At 46.2% G+C, this 18,193-nt stretch carries 12 protein-coding genes; all 12 read right to left on the bottom strand.

All coding sequences use genetic code 11. The annotated features are described in order from the left end of the window. Positions 1–150: 150 nt before the first annotated feature. The gene (locus tag BP97_RS0106225; RefSeq protein ID WP_028548318.1) at positions 151–2,502 is read right to left on the bottom strand and encodes a glycoside hydrolase family 95 protein; all 2,352 of its coding nucleotides are present in this window, start codon (positions 2,500–2,502) and stop codon (positions 151–153) included. Positions 2,503–2,565: 63 nt separating this feature from the next. Next, entirely contained in the window at positions 2,566–3,999 is a 1,434-nt protein-coding gene (locus BP97_RS0106220; RefSeq protein ID WP_028548317.1) for a DUF5060 domain-containing protein, read from the bottom strand. Positions 4,000–4,035: 36 nt separating this feature from the next. After that, entirely contained in the window at positions 4,036–5,460 is a 1,425-nt protein-coding gene (locus BP97_RS0106215) for a DUF5060 domain-containing protein (RefSeq protein ID WP_028548316.1), read from the bottom strand. 36 nt (positions 5,461–5,496) lie between these two features. Further along, positions 5,497–6,402 carry a carbohydrate ABC transporter permease gene (locus BP97_RS0106210; protein ID WP_028548315.1) on the bottom strand — a complete coding sequence of 302 codons (906 nt, stop codon included), beginning with the start codon at positions 6,400–6,402 and terminating at the stop codon, positions 5,497–5,499. Beyond that, a complete protein-coding gene (locus BP97_RS0106205) occupies positions 6,403–7,377 on the bottom strand; it encodes a carbohydrate ABC transporter permease (protein ID WP_036745588.1) in 975 nt (324 codons plus the stop codon). It lies immediately after the preceding gene. After that, positions 7,364–10,321 carry an extracellular solute-binding protein gene (locus BP97_RS0106200; RefSeq protein WP_231506227.1) on the bottom strand — a complete coding sequence of 986 codons (2,958 nt, stop codon included), beginning with the start codon at positions 10,319–10,321 and terminating at the stop codon, positions 7,364–7,366. Before BP97_RS0106200 ends, BP97_RS0106205 begins: the two co-directional genes overlap by 14 nt. Positions 10,322–10,357: 36 nt before the next feature. Then, positions 10,358–11,479 (bottom strand): ABC transporter ATP-binding protein, encoded by a 1,122-nt coding sequence (locus BP97_RS0106195; protein ID WP_028548312.1) that lies wholly within the window; start codon positions 11,477–11,479, stop codon positions 10,358–10,360. A 221-nt stretch (positions 11,480–11,700) separates the two neighbouring features. Beyond that, the gene (locus BP97_RS0106190) at positions 11,701–12,726 is read right to left on the bottom strand and encodes an acetylxylan esterase (protein WP_028548311.1); all 1,026 of its coding nucleotides are present in this window, start codon (positions 12,724–12,726) and stop codon (positions 11,701–11,703) included. A gap of 75 nt (positions 12,727–12,801) precedes the next feature. Then, positions 12,802–13,749, bottom strand: coding sequence for an AraC family transcriptional regulator (locus tag BP97_RS0106185; RefSeq protein WP_231506226.1), 948 nt, complete (start codon positions 13,747–13,749; stop codon positions 12,802–12,804). Positions 13,750–13,815: 66 nt separating this feature from the next. Continuing rightward, entirely contained in the window at positions 13,816–14,880 is a 1,065-nt protein-coding gene (locus BP97_RS0106180; protein ID WP_028548309.1) for a sialidase family protein, read from the bottom strand. 45 nt (positions 14,881–14,925) lie between these two features. Continuing rightward, positions 14,926–17,079, bottom strand: a complete 2,154-nt coding sequence (locus BP97_RS0106175; protein WP_028548308.1) for an MGH1-like glycoside hydrolase domain-containing protein — start codon at positions 17,077–17,079, stop codon at positions 14,926–14,928. Positions 17,080–17,201: 122 nt separating this feature from the next. Then, on the bottom strand, positions 17,202–18,179 hold the full coding sequence (locus BP97_RS0106170; protein WP_028548307.1) for a sialidase family protein: 978 nt from the start codon (positions 18,177–18,179) through the stop codon (positions 17,202–17,204). Positions 18,180–18,193 lie beyond the last annotated feature (14 nt).

Genomic DNA, 18,193 nt, shown 5'->3' with positions numbered 1-18,193 from the left:
TTCCTGATAACAAAGGCGGGCACTAACGTTCCTGCAGGGGATACCCCACCTACCGACTTAAAGTTTTTCTGAATAACTGGTTTCTCATCAACAAGAGACCATCTATAAAGATGGCCTGTTTGCTGCAGCTTATAGATTATAAAGGGCAAGTTAATTAGATGAAACTTGCTTAGCCTCAGTTAACTCCGCCTGCTTTTGAGCTTTAACCACATACGTTGTACCTTCCGTTACATCGAATTCGGTCACATACTCAGAGATACGGGTAGCGACAGTCTTCCCGTTCGACTCCACCATGAAAGGAGCATTCGGGATCTTGCTAACTATTCGACATACGTTATTTTTTGTTGCTTTAATGATACAATAGGTCAATTCGCCATCTTCCCATTCCATACCGACTTCAAATCCGCCCCGGGCACGAAATCCGGATACTTTACCGTTCTTCCAGGCTTCTGGCAAAGCCGGCAGCAATACAATTTCCCCGCGATGCGATTGAAGCAGCATTTCGGCGATTCCTGCAGTTCCGCCAAAGTTACCATCAATTTGAAATGGCGGATGGTTATCAAACAAGTTCGGCAATGTCGATTGCGAAAGCAGCATACGAAGATGCTCGTAGCACTGCTCCGCATCCTCCAATCTGGCATAAAAATTAAGTATCCATGCTCGGCTCCATCCCGTATGGCCCCCGCCGTTCTCCAGCCTGCGCTCCAGCGTCCGTCTTGCTGCCTGCGCCCATTCCGGAGTATGGCGAACATGAATAATTTCTCCTGGATGCAGTGCAAATAAATGCGAGATATGGCGGTGTCCAGGATGAACCTCTTCCCAGTCTTCCACCCACTCCTGTAACTGCCCATATTTGCCAATTTGCGGCTTAGGTAGCTTGCTCAGAGCCGTTTCCCATTGTGAGCGTATCGTTTCATCCATATGGAGAGTTCGTGAAGCCTCTATGCATGCTTGGAACAACGTGTACACAATTTGGGTATCCATGGATGGACCTATACTTAAGCAGCCGACACTGCCATCGGAGCCGATATATTTATTTTCAGGCGAAGTGGAAGGACCTGTAACGAGGCGTCCCTGTTTGTCCTCAAACATGTAGTCAAGGAAAAATTCAGCCGCTTCCCTCATCACTGGATAAGCGCGTTCACGCAGAAATGTTTCATTCATTCCAAATCGGAAATGCTCCCATAAATGCAACGACAGCCAAGCAGCACCCATCGGCCAAATCGATCCCGGCATAAAGTTGCCCTCGATTTGGGTTGCTCCCCACATGTCGGTATTATGGTGCGCTACGATGCCTTTGCATCCGTATACCTTCTGTGCGGTAATACGGCCGTTAGGGCGCATACGGTCAATCAGATCGAACAGTGGCTCGTGGCATTCGGCCAAATTACATATTTCAGCAGGCCAATAATTCATTTCAGTGTTAATATTGATTGTGTATTTACTTTCCCAAGGTGGCGTGAAGCTCTCATTCCATATGCCCTGCAAATTCGCAGGGTTCGAGCCAGGACGGGAGCTTGCCATAAGCAAGTATCGGCCAAACTGAAAATACAAGGAGATGAGTGCCGGATCATTCCCGCCTTCTTTAAATCGCTGGAGCCGAGCATCCGTGGGAAGGGAAGCGGTTTCATGAAAATCTCCCGGACAGCCCAATTCGAGACTAACCCTCTTCATTTTGGCAATATGGTCCGCCAGATGATCCTGCTTCACCCGTTCATAGCCTTTGCCGGCTGCTTTCTCCAGCTGCTGAATGCATTCCCCAAGCGGATCTTCGCAGCGGAATGTCGTAGCGGCAGCTAAGTAAATGGTTACGGCATTGGCCTTACTTACAGAAAGGAAGTCACCTATGATGCTGACCGTCCCGCCTTCGGCAACAGCTTTTACCGCAGTGCACAGCGTTACGCCATCCCGTCCGCATTCTCCCCGCATAACCAACGTATCCTTGCCAAATCGATGTGATCCCTCATCGAAAGGTCTACGGCTCAAATTCATCCGCAAATTCAATGTGGCTGGACGATCGCAAGATACCCGAATCACGATGACTTGATCGATTGCGCTGCTGAACAATTCCCTTACATGTCGGACATCGTTCAAACTATAGCATACATGGGCAATTCCTTCTTCGATATCCAGATCTCTATAGTAGTTGGAGATCATCTTCTTTTCACCGTCATGATACAACTGAAGCTCTCCCAAAGGTTGATAAGGATGCAGAGATTTAGGGATGGACATCATCCCCATTTGTGCTAATTCTTCTGCTTCAACATGCTTACCCTGCATTAAAAGACGACGAACCTCCGCCAAGTATTTTCGTCCATCCGGATTGTTGCCGTTAACCGGTCCGCCATACCAGACAGAATCTTCGTTTAACTGGAGCCTTTCCTGATTAACTTTGCCGAATATCATCGCACCGAGCCTGCCATTGCCGATAGGCAGCGCATCAGTCCATGCTCTTGCCGGCTTCTCGTACCATAATTTTGCGTTCAAATTCGTTTTGCTCATGGGTACCATGTAATCTCTCCTTTTTATTTGAAGCTTATATAGCACAATCAAGCTCTTTCACCCTTAGTTAACCGTTCTTCGTATCCTCAATGCATAGTAAAGCTTTGAGGGCAGATCGATTCTAAACCTGCCTTGGAACGTTCCTTCCAGCGTAGTGATCGTCATGTTCCATGTATCGATAATATCTACCTCATATTCACCTTCAGGCAGTGCGAACTCACGGTAAGAGAATCGATGGGGTCCAAAGTACTGCAAATAATATTCCCCACTCACCTCCAACGTAGCGGCATCCATCCTGTCACTGCTGTATGTCATATGTGCAGGTGCTTCTTCAAGTACTCTACGCAAAAACGCAATTCTCGCGACACTCTCTCCCCGAAGTTGCCCGCCATGAGACCACCAAATTGGTTCTTCTTCATCTAAATAGGTTTCGCCATGAGTCACATAGCCTCCGCGGAAGTTGCCTTCCCAAATCCGCAGCACCATTTCTTCGGCAGTCAAACTGCCCCACCGGGAGTCCAAGTTCCCCTCATAGCCGCATTCATCGATAATGACTGGCTTGCCGTACTGTTTGGTACAGTCCGAAGCAACCCGTACATCGGCATGTTGAATGCTCGCATGAGTAATCCAAGGAACACCAAAATCATACCATGTATCACAATTATGAATGGAGCGTAAATGTCCGCCATAATCATTTTCTTGAATGATTCCGAATAACCGGTTCCAATCCTCCGGCTGTTTGTGCTTCATCAAATCATATTCATTGGCAAGGGACCACCACACGTTGCGGTATGCACCAAGTCGTGCGATAACATAGCGCAAATAACGCTCGTCCTGTTCAGGGCTCATCCGGTCGAAGCCCCATCGTCCTTCATCATATGGATGAAACAAGATAAGATCCGCTTCGATTCCAAGCTCCGCCAAATCCGATATCCTATTCTCCAGATGTGCAAAATAATCAGGACAAAATCTGGTAAAATCGAACCCCTTTTCTTTGGAGCCTTCAAAAGGATACCTTTGCGGTTCAGCATTGTTAAACACATAGCTTTTGGGGAACACACACATACGTACTTTGTTAAAAGGAGATCGCTTAAGCGTACTCAGCGTCTCTTCTTGCAGCTCCACGGACTGTAAATGCCATACATAGCACGTTGTACCCATTGGGATGTATCGCGTTCCATCCGCATACTGAAAATGTACATTATCTTTAACCCGGACCGGTCCGTGATTACTTGACTCCGAGCCGCTGCAAATAAACCGCCCCGTCAATCCATCCATGTCCGGGCAATTGCTGGATACCGTATAGGTCCATTCACCCTCTTCCTGTGGCATAAAGCGGATGCGATACTTTCCTCCTCCGTCGTAAAAGCCTTCCGATACCGCTTCATCCGCCCCTTTCTTGAAACAGGCGCTTATAGCAATGTCAGTAAATGGATTGCCTTCAGAAGGACCGTCCAGTTTCAGCTCGAAGATTCCCCATTGTGCCACCTTATCCATGATCAGTGTCCTCCTCCTCTTCTTTTCAAATTGTTCTCATGCTTTGATTATGCGAAGAGCGGTATAAGGCTTGCCAGGAAGCTTCACCTTGGTTCGCCCGCGATAACTACCTTCTACCGGCGTAATCGTCATATTCCATGTATCAATGATCTCCATGCGGTAATCCGAGTCTTCACCAAGCTCTACAAACTTATAGGCATGCTGATGCCGACCGAAGTATAACAGTTTATAAGTACCGTTCTCAGCGGACTTTATCCAATCCTCGGGCCCATCCTCTATTACTCGACGCAAAAATGCGATTCGTTCTGTACTCTCACCGTACAGCTTGCCGCCGAATGATATCCAGGCACGTGTCTCCCGATCGATAAATGATTCACCATGCGCGACAAAGCCTCCCCGTGAGAAGCCCTCCCAAAATCGGTGAGTCATTTCCTCTCCAGAAATGTTACCCCAGCGTCGAGAGCTGTTCCCTTCATACGATATTTCATCAATGACTATGGGCTTGGGCGCCGCTTCACGCCAAGCTGTAGTCAGCTCTGCATCCCAATGCTGAATGCTTTGATGCGTGATCCATGGTTTCGTATAATCGTACAGCGTTGATGATTTGTACATTTTAGTGCCGTTATGAATGGAACGAAGATGCTGGTACGGATCGTATCGCTGCACATACTGGATAAGGAGGTCCCAGTCGGCAATCGTTTTAAATTTATTGAAATCGTACTCGTTAGACAAAGACCACCATACATTTCTGTAGGCGGCAAGCCGGGCAATAACATAACGCAGATAAAAGCGATCTGTATCCGCGTCCATATTATCAAAGCCCCAAAAGTCCTTATCGTAAGGATGAAACAAAATCAAATCCGCTTCGACGCCAAGTCGCTGCAGGTCCTCGATTCTTCGCTCCAAATGAGTGAAAAAAGCAGGGTTAAATCTCGTTTTGTCCGTATCCTCAGGGCAAGTCCCGGCAAAGGCAATAGCCGGAGGCCTCATATCCCGTGTCGGCAGTAGACACATTCTTAATTTATTGAACGGGGAATGAGCCAACGTTTGCAGCGTAGATTCCTCTAGCGCTTCATTACCCAAATGTGTCCAATGATAGCAGGTAGTGCCAAAAGGCAAATACCGTGTTCCATCTTCGTAAGCAAAATAGTACTTATTTTTGACCCGCACTGGCCCGTGGTTTCCAACGGATGGCTCCACGCAATCGAACTCGCCGGTTAAACCGTCGAGCTCACTTCGATTACTTCGGGTTGTATATCGCCATACTCCCGTTTGATCTGGCATGAAGCGAATCCGATACCTTCCATCACCATCATAAAATCCATCCGGCTCTATGACCTTATTTTTATATTGAAATCTGGCGCTTAATTGTACCTCTTGATAGGGATTCCCAGCAGACGGTCCATTTAATACAAGCTCAAACCGTCCCCAACGCTCCACCTTTTGCTGCTGTTTAACCATGACTGAGTGATCCGCTCCTTCCCAAATGTATCCTCACTATTTAATCCCGGAATGTGCCATTGTCGCAATGACCTTGCTTTGAAACAGAAGAAAAATGATCAAATTCGGCAAAAACATAAGCAGCGCCGCCGCTGCCGCAGCCCCTTGCCGCGCTACATTGTTGGCCATTCCGCTCGTAAGCGTCGAGATATAAAACGGAAATGTTTTCATCTCCTCCTGCTGCATGAACAGCGTCGACGTCTCCGTATTTCCCCAAGCCGCATTAAATGCAATGATTCCGATTGTCGCAACCGCCGGCATAATGACCGGAAGGACGATCTTCATGAATATCGTATACTCTCTTGCACCATCTATCTTAGCCGAATCCAGAAGCTCGTTAGGAAGCTGATCGATGAATTGCTTCATCAAAAACACCCCCGTAGGTACGGCCACCATCGGCATAATATGGGCGAAGTAGGTATTCATGATACCCAGCTTACTGACAACCAGGTATCTGGGTATGGCCACTGTCTCAGGAGCAAAGAGCAACGTCAACAAGATCATGCCAAAAACAACCTTGTGCCCTGGGAATTTATGCTTGGAAATTGGGTACGCACACATTGCGCTTACTACAGTTACAATGATAACGCACAATACAGCTACAATGACACTATTAAAAATGTACCTTGTAATCGGTATCGCGGTGCCTTTCGTAATCCCCAGCAGTTCCACAAAGTTCTGAAAGGAAGGATGCCGAGCAAAAATGTTAGGCGGATAAATGAACAATTCCTGATACGGCTTCAGCGCATGATTCAGTATATAGACTAGTGGCATTAGCATAAAGATACTGAGGACAACCAACAGAAACACAGCAAATTTTTCCGTGGGGCCCAAACGATGCAGCCTTGACTGTTTCCGCCACGGAATGAGCTTTCCGAGCGTTTCTGCACCCATGACTTTCATCTATTCGTCCTCCTTCGTGCCGAACAATCTCCAACAAAGTTTGTTGGCAACGTAAATAAGAATAAGCAGAAACACAGATAGTGCGCTCGCATATCCCAGCTCGAACCGGGTAAACCCGTAATCGTCAATCTGACTAATAATCAAATGGCCTGAATACTGAGGTGTCGGATTCATACCGGCGAGTTGGGTACCAATCCCTCCAGCTTTAAATGCTCCTACGATTGCCATTACCGCACCAAACAGCATTTGCGGTTTCGTTGATGGTATAGTAATGTACCATATTTCTTCCAGCTTGCTCTTAATTCCATCCAGCCTGCCCGCTTCATACAGCTCTGAATTGACGTTCAATATGCCCGCCAGCATCGCCAGAAAACCAATTCCCATACTGGACCATAACGTAACGACAATCATGGATGTCATCAAATGCTCTTTGCTCGTCACCCATAAGATCGGTTGGTTGACAAGCCCCAGCTTAATAAGAAAGCTGTTCAAATAACCGATTCGGTCCCCGGATAAGAGCGGCAGCCATATAATACTCATTGCAACCCCGCCAGCCAAGGACGGGGTATACAATGCAAGAGTAAACCATTTGCGGTAAACTCCCGGCAATATAGAGATAAGCCACGCAAGCAGGAAGGATGCGATATATCCGCCAGGCCCTACGATACTTGCGAACTTAAAGGTGTTGGGTATTGCATATTTAATGAGAATTAAATCCTGGGATAACATGTACCGGAAATTCTCCCACCCGACAAACCTTGGCGGCTCCAAAGAATTATAATACGTGAAGCTAAGCCCAAAGGCGGCGAGAACCGGAATCATGATAAATATAATGAAACAAACCATGAACGGTGCGATAAAAACATAAGAGGCACGGTACTCCCAGACCATTTGAACCGGCGAAACCCATTTTTGCTTCAAACGACTGGTGGAAGTATGCGCTGCCGGTAGCGTCCGGGATTCACTTTTTAACATACTTATCCACTCCTTCCCATGGCTCGGTTATTTTCGGTAAATTTAATGATTTTATAACTTCACCGTTCTCATTAATAAAATGGAACTCCTGCATTTTCCTCTGAATTTCCCTGTCAATATCAACAATGGCGGTTTCAAGAGAGGTTCTATAGTTAATTCCGTCTACGACAGTCCGGTTCCATGCATTCTGCAGCTCACGCTCCATAAAATAGCTGCCTGGAACATTCGGAATTTCTCTAAACCATCTCCATTGCTCCATAATTCCTTTGAGGTCGTCTTCTTTCCATGGAAGCTTGGCAAAAGCATCGATATTGGAGGTATTCCATCGGAAGCTGACACCATTCAAAGTCTCCAGATCAGTTCCATACTTTTCTTGTACTTCTGCGGAAGTCCACCATTTCAAGAATTCCCAACTCTCGTTAGGTTTCTTGGTTTGCTTGAATATTGCAGATGACTGCATGCCTCCGCCCATCCATCGGGCCACCGTTCCGTTGTCCTGCTTTACGCCTGGAATTGGAGCAACGCCCCACCAACCGTTCAGCTCGGGAGCTGCTACGGTTAATTCGATGTACATACTCAGATCTGCTATCCCAAGCGGAATTGTCCCATCGCGAAAATGTTGATAGAAGCTTGATAAGGAACGATCAACGGCATATTTATTGTACAGGTCAGTCCATTTCTTAAATGAATCAAATCCTTTTTCCGAACCGATAGTCGTTTTAGAACCATCTTCAGCGAAGTAATCTGCTCCGTTTTGCAGGAAGAATGGATTGTGACCAACTGGTGTTATGTTCATTCCGTTTTGCTGTATGATGGGGAGCATTTTATACAGTTCATCCCAAGTGTCCGGAACCTTTAAACCCAAATTTTGCAATATATCTTTCCGGTAATACATCATTTGGAACGTTTGTGTCTCCGGTACGCCAAAATATCCTCCGTTATAATAGAAAGGCGTCCATGAGCCCGGAGCAAACCGTTTAAAGACCGTATCGAAATCAGGGAACTGTTTCAAATCGTAGATCCCGTTACGCAGCGCGTATTCGAAAGGAAGGTCTTGGGACAAGCCTAACGCTACATCTGGCGCAATACCTGCAGCATTCATCAATACAAGAAGCCCGGCATCTGGAAGCAAATTAACTTTAACCTTAATGCCCGTCTGGGGGGTAAACGATTCGTTTGCCATATCCTGCAGGAGGTTCACATAATCCCTGCCTCGCAAGACCCAAACATTGAGAACATCATCTTGAACCTTATTCAAATTTTCTTTAGGCATAAAGGAATAAAAAAAGTTGATGAATGCCCCTTGAATTTTTTGAGTAAACGTAGCTTCCATCCTTAGGAAATCTTGTTGCACCGGAGCTACCATGATCCTATCCAATTGAAGCGGCTGCGAGTTAAGCTGTTGAATGAGATCGCCGATCTTCCCCTGCATCGTCACGAGCCTGCTTGCTTCGTATGGAATTTCATTCACATCTTTCAAGAGTGAGCGGATATCCTGAATAACCGTAACAATCCCTTGTGAAACTGCATCCGGGCGGCCATTGATCGTTTCCAATCTAGTACGGGCACTATCGAGATTGTCGCCCAAGCCTTTCAATTCATCAACAAAACCCGGAAGATCCTTTTGAATATCCCAAGTCCGGTTTTTGTCGTCCACTCCGCCCGTCAACGCTTTTAAGTCGGCGGCCAGCTTCTTCAGCTGAGCAATGCTTTTTTCCAATTCTACAATGGTAGACTTGAGCGGTGCTTGTGTGACGCGCATGGACATCGTATTGGTTCCTTTTTTCAAATAAAACTCATACGGCTTGCCCTGCACATCTTCCAGCGTGATGCCTTTCCAGCCGGAAGCGTACAAAAACCGGTACGCTTTCAACTCGATGAAAGGTGTTTTTCCGTTAATGGTGATGGAGCGAAACGATGAACGGTTCGATAAAAAAGACTGCTGCGCGCGCATCCCTATTTTATAATAACCGTCCTCAGGAACGTCAAAGCTCCAGCTGACCTCCTGATTCCCCGTCGACCATCGCTGCCCGTCGATCGTGTTGTATGTAATTTTCCCCCGGACGTAAGGTACCGAAGCAATGTCATTGTCATAAGTTAGCGGTATGGATGAGTCGTTCTTCCACTGCACCTGCTCCGCTTCAATTACGATAGGGTTCGCGTTAACTGCAGGCACTCCCGATGGCTGAGCGCTTCTATAGGTCTTATAATCCTCAGCCTTGGCTGGCGCTTTGAGAGAGATTGTTTCAATCGCTACAGGATCGCTGCCCGAAAACCGAAGCTTATGCTTGCCTGGAGTCAAGTTCCATTGCAAAGGGTCTTCGTAGGCACCACCTGAATCACGGAATGAATCGTTCATCCATCCGGATACATCAACGGCCATCGGACGAATTTCATCACCGTTATCATCTTTGCGGGCTGGCAGCTGATCTTTCCATTGCCTGTAGAGCTGAACCGATTTGGATTCAAGAAATGGGTTCTTGTCGTCTAGCGTAACATTCCAAGCAATCGGCTTGCGATGCGATGCATCGACGAATGGATGATACGACAACGTTATGTTGTATAAACCGCCCTGGTCCACATTGAATTCGTACTCGATCCATTCGTCTCCTTGAGCATTCCATATCATGACGCCGTCTTTCCCATCATAGGGACCTACAACAGCATTGGCTCTTTCGGACTTACCACTAATCTTCGAACCAGGAATGGTGATGCTCCCGTTATGATTCGTTATAGCCCCGTTCTTATTCCAACCGTCAAGCACCTCAAAATAGTATGGGTCCAGAGGCTTGGTTTCGCCCGCTTCACTGCTTACATTCTTTGTCTTTGTACCGTTATCGCTTGTTCCCTTTGTACTTGTTTGATCTGCCATACCGGAAAGCGTAGGACTCAGTACAAGGACGAGCGCCAGCATGGTCGTAATCCACGCTCGAGTTCGTAACAACGCTTTCAACTCCATTCCTCTGCTGTATCTTTAGCTTTAATACGCCAAATTGTCCATAGTATCCTTATCGAAAAATAACGCTTTTCGCATATTGAGAGTCAATGTAATTTTTTCATTTTCAGTAAATAAATGCTCCGGACGAGTTCGTGCGATAAGAAAATTCGAAACTCCGATATCCAGGTACAAGTACATATCTGCGCCCATTAACTCATTAATTTTTTGAATTCCTACAATTTGCGATCCGGGATTCGCGTCACGATAATCTGCCTCAAGATGAATGTTTTCACAGCGGATGCCTAGAATGACATTGCGATTAACTTTGTTCTTGCTTCTGAGCACATTCGATTGCTCTTCCGGAATTTGTAAGCAGTATCGATTCGTATGAAATTCCAGCAAGCCGTCGGCATTCTCGAGAATCTGGCCTTCAACGAGATTGATCGGCGGCGTTCCGATGAATCCTGCGACAAACATGTTACGCGGATGGTTGTATATCCTTTGTGGTGTGTCCACCTGCTGGATGACGCCATTATTCATAACCACTATTCGATGTCCCATCGTCATAGCTTCTACCTGATCGTGCGTCACATATACCATCGTAACTCCAAGCTGTTTATGAAGCCGAATAATTTCAGTTCTCATCTGCACTCTTAATTTAGCGTCCAGGTTAGATAGAGGCTCATCCATCAAAAACACTTGTGGATTACGGACAATAGCCCTTCCCAGTGCAACCCGTTGACGCTGACCGCCGGACAATTGCCTTGGCTTCCTGTTCAAGAAGGGTTCAATTTCCAATATTCTGGATGTTTTTTTGACCGCCAGATCAATTTCATGCTTAGGCATTTTTCTCAAACGCAAGCCGAATGCGATATTCTCGAAAACGCTCATATTCGGGTATAAGGCATAGTTCTGAAATACCATTGCAATGTCCCTATCTTTTGGCGGCAAATGGTTGACCAACTGCTCACCGATATACAGCTCTCCCGATGATATGTCCTCTAAACCTGCAATCATTCGAAGCGTCGTTGATTTCCCACAGCCGGACGGACCGACCATAACCAGAAATTCGCCATCAGCAATTTCCAAATGAAAATCTCTTACCGCGTACCCCTTATCTTTGCCGTATTTCTTTTCAATGTGGTTTAAAAGAATGCGCCCCATTGCAGCACCTCCGATACACTTATTTAATCCATTATTTGAGAACGGTTTCAATTGTTTCCCGCCACTGACTCTTAGGTACATCTTACTACCTGAATCGTAACGATATCCTCATCATCTCAACAGCCTGAAGGCAAAGCTTCTTTGTTTCCCTTCATTTTTTTCCATTATACATCTGCTGATTTACAGGATTATAGGTGATGATAACTTACTCTATAGGGTAATCATGCTCTCAGCCTTTGAGCGAGCCAATCATAAGATTTTCTGCCCGAAACCTCATGTTTACCTGGAAATAGATCGGCTTGCAGCCGCTCCAAAGCATCCTCTTCCTGATATATTCGTTCTAATACGGTCAAAGCTTCCCTAACTGAAGATTCAGGAAATAGCGTGTCCTCCATTCCCGATTCAATAAATAACGACCGGGGCCAGATCAGCCCTATCAGCTCCGGTAGATCTGCATACTCAAGAACAGAAGGCAAATAATTGTCTATGCAATGATTCATCGCAAGAAGGCTTCCTCTGAACGTGCTTGTAAATGCACTTAATACGACAGCCTGGATACGATCATCCAATGCGGCAGATAAAGCAGCGATCATCCCTCCGCCGGAGAATCCCATGCTCCCGATCCGCCCCGGGTCCACTTCATCTCTGCTAAGCAAGTAGTCCAAAGCACGCATAGCTTCGTACACACGCAGCCCGGCTAAGGTTTGCCCGTACAGCAACAGACGTGAGGAAAGCGCAAAACAGGAGCTTGCTTTCTTAGGGTCCTTCACTCGATCCGCTGCCAGCCTACGATCACCAAAGCCTATTATCTCAGGTGCTATGACAATCATTCCTCTACGTACAAGCTGAACGGCAAAATGCTGATGGATGCCAGGCTCACCCTCATCCACCGTTCCATCCGGCTGCAAGCCAACAATTTCTCTGCTGCCATATCCATGACCATGCCAAGCCAGCACAGCCGGAGCTCTTGCTTCAAGCTGCTTTGGAATCAGTACATAGGCTGGAATCCGCAAATGCTCTGCCGTTGCAAAAGCGACTCGTTCTACAATACAATCTTCTCTTTCGGTTCTTTCTAGCAATACCGGGTTCAAGCTCACACTGCCGTTAGGTAAGCTCCCCAACGCTTTCATGAGCTTCGTTCTCACTTCCCCTTTCCTCTCTCTCCAATGCTGCGGACCTAATACGTGCTCCCTCATCTGATCCTTGCTGTCATACAGCTGCTTTAAATATTCGTCTGGTGACCACACTGGTCATTCCTCCAATCGTAGGTAGTAGCATGCAACAAAAAGAGCTGTTCCATAATTATGGCCAGCCCCAGCAGGTTAAAATGATATAGCTTTATCCTCAAATTCTTGAAAGTTTTGCCTATACTGTCGAGGAGTCACTCCGGTTTTTTTACGAAACAAGGCGTGGAAAAACTTCATATCCAAATAACCGACTTGATTAGCGATTTGGTAAATTGGAATATCAGTTGACTTTAATAGCTCGCAGCACTTTTGGATGCGAACATTTTGCAAATACTGAGTGAAAGTAAGCCCTGTCGTCTTTTTAAATAAGCGCTGAAAATGACTTGCACTTAAATAGAAATAATCAGCAACATCTTGAACAGTAATGTTTTGCGTGTAATTATTTTTAATGAAATGGACCACTTCTTCCAGCTTGCTAAACGAGGCAGGTTCCTCTTCATTTTTTAATTCAAAGCGCTTCAGCATCACCAGCATCTGAATCAGCATTGCGGTCAATACGGTCTCGTAACCTGTGCTTCGCTTCAAATATTCCGAGTACATGGTTTGAACGATATTAAAAAACGTATCATGCTTATCCTGAAAGTGCAGCCACCGTTCAGTACATTCGTGAGGATAATAAAAAATATTGTAGGTGTAGGAATCTCTCTGAATAAGATGCTTCCAGCCATCCAGCAGCTCGGTTCGAAAGATGCAATTATAAATGACGAGCGTTTTATCCTGTTTAGGTGAGGAAGGACGAAACACATGCGACGTTCCTATCGGTATTACAAACAGATCCCCCTGCTTTATTGGAATCACTTGATCTTCTATGTAGTGATATCCGCTACCTTCTCCCACATAGCTGATTTCCGTAAAATCGTGTGTATGCTGCACAGTTGAAAACGATTCCAACTCACGATTTATGAAAATATCCATATTCTCATCGAAAAAGAGATCGCCAGTAAAATGATCGATTCTCCCGTTCATGACCATCACCTCAGGTACATGATTTTTATTGCAAGCCCTTACATAGAGTATGTTCAAAAAGCCCCCCTTTGGATCATGCAGCTTTTTGAACACACACTATTGACGTTTGCTATCCATCGCTCGTTATGAATTATGCACCCAATCCTCATCCACACAAACATACTTAATCCCCTTGCGCAAAAAGGAAAAAGCAATATGAATTTTGCCGTCTCTCGTTGTCATAATAGTCGGATAGGAATAACCGATCTCGGATTCTTTATATTCCAAATCCGCCATTTGCACGTTACGGTAATAAGGCCATGTCTTTCCATCGTCCGTCGATATCGCCAAGGTCAGCGGAGTACGAAGCGGTTTTCTTCGAAAGGTTCCCTTGCTGGAAACCCACCTGAACTGATCGCGCTCCATCGTGGAATCATTGAAGATAAGAGCCAAATGGCCGTTCTGCAGCTTGGTCAATTGAATCGATGAATTGTTGTTAGCCAGAGTGCTCTTGACCGGTGATGTCCAAGTCTTTCCATTATCTTGCGATAGACTAGTATAGACTCGGTCTGCCTGGCGGCTGCGGAATACCGCATAAAGACTGCCTCCGCTTAACTCGACAATACTCATTTGAACCCGATGGACACTATCCTGCACCGGATATTCCTTCCACGTTTTCCCTTGGTCCGAGCTTATTTGTACCACACTGTAATGTCCATCCAGCTTGCAGTAATAGGCAGGCAGGAGCCAATCGCCGTTAGCCAGTACAATCAGTTGTTGTCTCAGGAAAATACCCAGGCCATCAAATAAAACTTCGACAGGTCCCCATGTGTAGCCTCTGTCCTCCGAAACCCGGCAGACGACTCTTGACGTTTTTTGGTTATGCGGCTCATTGGAGGTATGGAACAGCCATACTTTGCCGTCTGGCGCTTGAAACACAACCGGATTTTGCTCCGAACGTTCCGGATCATCAGATAGCTGTATCGGTGTACTCCAAACATTAGATCCCGCAGCCAGTCTCGACATAACAATGTTCGTATCGGGGTTGCCCTCCCCGCTGCCCGTAAACCAGACGCACAGCAGATCACCGTTATCCAGCTCCACTAAATTGGCCGCATGGCTGTCATTCGGATGCACTATGGGAAGAAAAGCCTCCATAAGTGCGGGGTCTGTCTCCGAGCGGGAGACCATTCCATTAAATCGAGTCATGATCAAACACTCCTTGTTCCTTTTTACTTTTTTAAGCAAACAAGCTTAATGAAGTTCGTGAACTGCCAATTCAGCTCGACTTAGCCTGGGACTGCTGAACGTGAGCTTACCATTTACGAATAAACGATAGCCTTCATCCATTTCAGTAAGCCCTGTTTGCAAAACACCCGGTTTTCTATACGTGATTCGTATATCCATTCCAGCCGCCTTAATGCGATCCAGACAAAAATAGTCCAAGCCTACATCTAACGGGTCGAGTACAACCCGGTCATGCTCTACAGTCAAACCCGCTACGTGTGAAATAAGTAAATCAATATAATAAGAATGGTTATATTCCTGTTCGTCACTTAATGGCTCACCTGTCTCGCTATTGTAATGCTCGACCAGACCTGGCTGGTTCAAATCTCTTTGCATAAAGTGAAGGAATGAATATTCACGGAAGTAAGAAGCGAACTCGCTGTCAAATTGGTGGTCTCTTCTTTTGCTTTCCTTCGCAAGTGCATCTAGGGCAATCGAGTTCGTATACGGCCATGTGGGACCATCCCAGACGCAGCCGTTGCGGCCTTTAACGAAATGCCCCATCCAACCTCCTTCTTTCGAATAGGCAGGACAGTCGGCGGAAACAGACGGAAACGGGCATCGGGTATGAAACTCCCGTTCATCAAACAGGTGCTCAATCATGCCATTGAAGCTATCATCGATTATTTCTGCCCAGCCGGGATAAATGCCCACAATATTTTTCACCAATGCTTTTTCATCGGTAAGGTAGTGTAGATCATAGAAGTACTGTGAAGCGTCATCCCACATCTTTTCGATAATATCGTGCTTGATTTCATCAGCCAGCTTGTAGTATGTATGCGCTTCCTCATCACTGGTCAGCTCACATAGTTTGGCTACTCCTAGCGTATTCAAATAATGGTAGACCGCACGATCCACTCTTTTCAAATGAGTGTAGGTGGCTTTATCTTTCGGATTTTTCGGATATTGGTGGAAGTACCAATAGCTTGGCTGGTATTCCTTGCCCGTCCGGGTATGCTTATGCTCAATCAGCAGCTGATCTTTATCGCTGCCATGAATTCGTTTCCACGAGTTGATTTGCATTTTCAATGCCGGCAGTAATTGTGTCATTAGCTCTGGGTTCGGATGTACTAGATACAGCTTGTAGGCTGCCCAGCAAGAAAAGTTGGCGAACGAGTGCATAATAGTATCCACTGTCATGCAGCAGAACATACCGTCCTCGTTGGCACCCGCCTTCATATTCTGCAATACACCTTCGCAATAAACGGGATCATGATACCATCTGGCATCCATGATGTGCAGCGGCACTGACAAGTTGATCAGCTTGCTGAACTCCCATCCCCCTTTTCCGAACGGTTTCTTGCTTTTCTTATGCGACCTGCCCTCGTAAAACAAAGGTTGAGACAAATGTCCATACTGGGGATCCGATAAATTGTGCCGCAGCAAAAACCAGCGGTACTTCCAGGTTTTGTCCAGCAGCGGATCACTGCTTTGAAAGGTCGGCGCTTTATCGAACCAAGCCTGGTATTCGTTTCTTTGACTTTCTACTACTTGATCGATCGTTAATCCTAACTCTGCATAACGCGCAGAACGCTCCTTCAGCATTTCCGGCTCATCTTGTCCTTTAATTCCAAATGCTGCGGAGATGATGATCTGTTTTGACTCCCCTGGTTTCAAACGCACTTCTTCCAGCAATGCAGGATCGCTCACTGTGATCGCACCTGTGATATCGAAGCTGTAATGTTCAATTTGAAACTCACCAAATAAATTATTGCCGCTTCGCTCCGAAAACGAATTTTCATAAGTCTGAAGAGCTAAGACGAGATCTTCCCCGCTCAGGTTGGTCCAAGTTTGACAGGAAACTGCGCAATCGTTCCAAGAAATAAATTTCCTTTCGGATAAAGCGATTTTGCTGCCTGTATATTCCATTAGCAAATGACTTGGAAACCATTCGGTGCGGCAGGGCTCAAAGTTGTCTACCAGGTTGTTGGTTAATGTAAATAACAAAGGAATGTTGACCTTATGGATAAAGTCGAACCTGCCTGAAAAACCGGGCTTGGGTTCCAAGTAATCTGCCCACAATCTTGCTCCGGTGGAACCTAGCAATAGTGCACCCGGGAGCGTGCGAAGCGCCTTTTTCCCTGCCCGCAATTCCTCATCCCATAGGCTGCCTGTTGGCATGGACTCTCCTCCGTCCTAACGAGTAATGATAAACAAATGGAGCTCAATTCCATAATTTAGTATATTAAATTTCCTTGATAGATGAGTGGTGCTTATCTGCTCAATCTATAGGGCGATTAAACTTAATACGTCATCGTTAATTGATAGAAAGCTATCCGTTCCCGCCTCCATGTATAAGTAACGAATAGGTCATTCCCGCTCGCAATAATAGCGGGATACGAGTATTGTCCTTCACCCTCGTCAAGCAAAAGCTCATTGTCCCATGTCAGACCGTTATCAACGGAAAAGCGGATCACCAATGGCGTTCTCGGTCCTTTCTTCTTTCCTACTTCCGTACGAACCGGATTATATACAAGGGCAAGAATGCCATTATCCATCTTTACCAAATCAAGACCACTATTGTTGTTAGGCAATTCGGTTGGATAAGCCATGCACCACGTTTTCCCGCCATCCTGCGAGTCACTTCGATAAATTGCCCCTTCCGTGCTGCGTGTGTACATATGGACACTTCCCGGTGAAGATTCCCATAAGGTGGGCTGAATGATGCCTTTCCCCCTTAAGCTGATGTGGTCCAACGGAACCGTTTCGCTTCTTCTCCACGTTTCACCGCCATCAACCGAGAGGTCTACGAAGCAGTCCCAATCAGGCTCTAAGGATGCAGGTGCTGCAATCCCCCCATCATGTAATACTATCGGCTTGTTTTTAACAGGGCCTCTTCCCCCTTTATCCCCTTCTACCAAAGGTACGGAAATGCTCCAAGTGATGCCGTTATCCAGTGAGCGAATTACCCTCGTTTCCCATTCTGCAATACTGGTTCCAACTTTATAGAACAGGAATAGTACACCATCCTCCCTCCGATAAAGCACCGGATTCCAATGAGGAACGTCCTCTTGATCCGCTACCTTCACCGGAGGCATCCATACTCCATCTCTTCGATGTGAGATCCAGATCGCTACATCTCCTGCCTTCTCTTTCGTTCCCCCAAACCAAGCGGCAATGACTTCCCCACCGGGGAGCAGCTCCAATGTGGATGCGTGACAGCTGAGGAATGGCCTATCATCTTCAAATATGAATTGTTTTGTTATATTCACAAAATACATGCTAATTGCCCTCC

The sequence above is a fragment of the Paenibacillus sp. UNC451MF genome (assembly GCF_000686845.1).
In the GTDB taxonomy this organism is placed as follows: Bacteria; Bacillota; Bacilli; order Paenibacillales; family NBRC-103111; genus Paenibacillus_S.
This window is presented reverse-complemented; position numbering and strand designations above follow the sequence as displayed.

Excerpts from the sequence above, each read along its gene's own strand:
- BP97_RS0106225 (WP_028548318.1), bottom strand. The coding sequence starts at position 2,502 with ATGAGCAAAACGAATTTGAACGCAAAATTATGGTACGAGAAGCCGGCA.
- BP97_RS0106220 (WP_028548317.1), bottom strand. The coding sequence starts at position 3,999 with ATGGATAAGGTGGCACAATGGGGAATCTTCGAGCTGAAACTGGACGGT.
- BP97_RS0106215 (WP_028548316.1), bottom strand. The coding sequence starts at position 5,460 with ATGGTTAAACAGCAGCAAAAGGTGGAGCGTTGGGGACGGTTTGAGCTT.
- BP97_RS0106210 (WP_028548315.1), bottom strand. The coding sequence starts at position 6,402 with ATGAAAGTCATGGGTGCAGAAACGCTCGGAAAGCTCATTCCGTGGCGG.
- BP97_RS0106205 (WP_036745588.1), bottom strand. The coding sequence starts at position 7,377 with ATGTTAAAAAGTGAATCCCGGACGCTACCGGCAGCGCATACTTCCACC.
- BP97_RS0106195 (WP_028548312.1), bottom strand. The coding sequence starts at position 11,479 with ATGGGGCGCATTCTTTTAAACCACATTGAAAAGAAATACGGCAAAGAT.
- BP97_RS0106180 (WP_028548309.1), bottom strand. The coding sequence starts at position 14,880 with ATGACTCGATTTAATGGAATGGTCTCCCGCTCGGAGACAGACCCCGCA.
- BP97_RS0106175 (WP_028548308.1), bottom strand. The coding sequence starts at position 17,079 with ATGCCAACAGGCAGCCTATGGGATGAGGAATTGCGGGCAGGGAAAAAG.
- BP97_RS0106170 (WP_028548307.1), bottom strand. The coding sequence starts at position 18,179 with ATGTATTTTGTGAATATAACAAAACAATTCATATTTGAAGATGATAGG.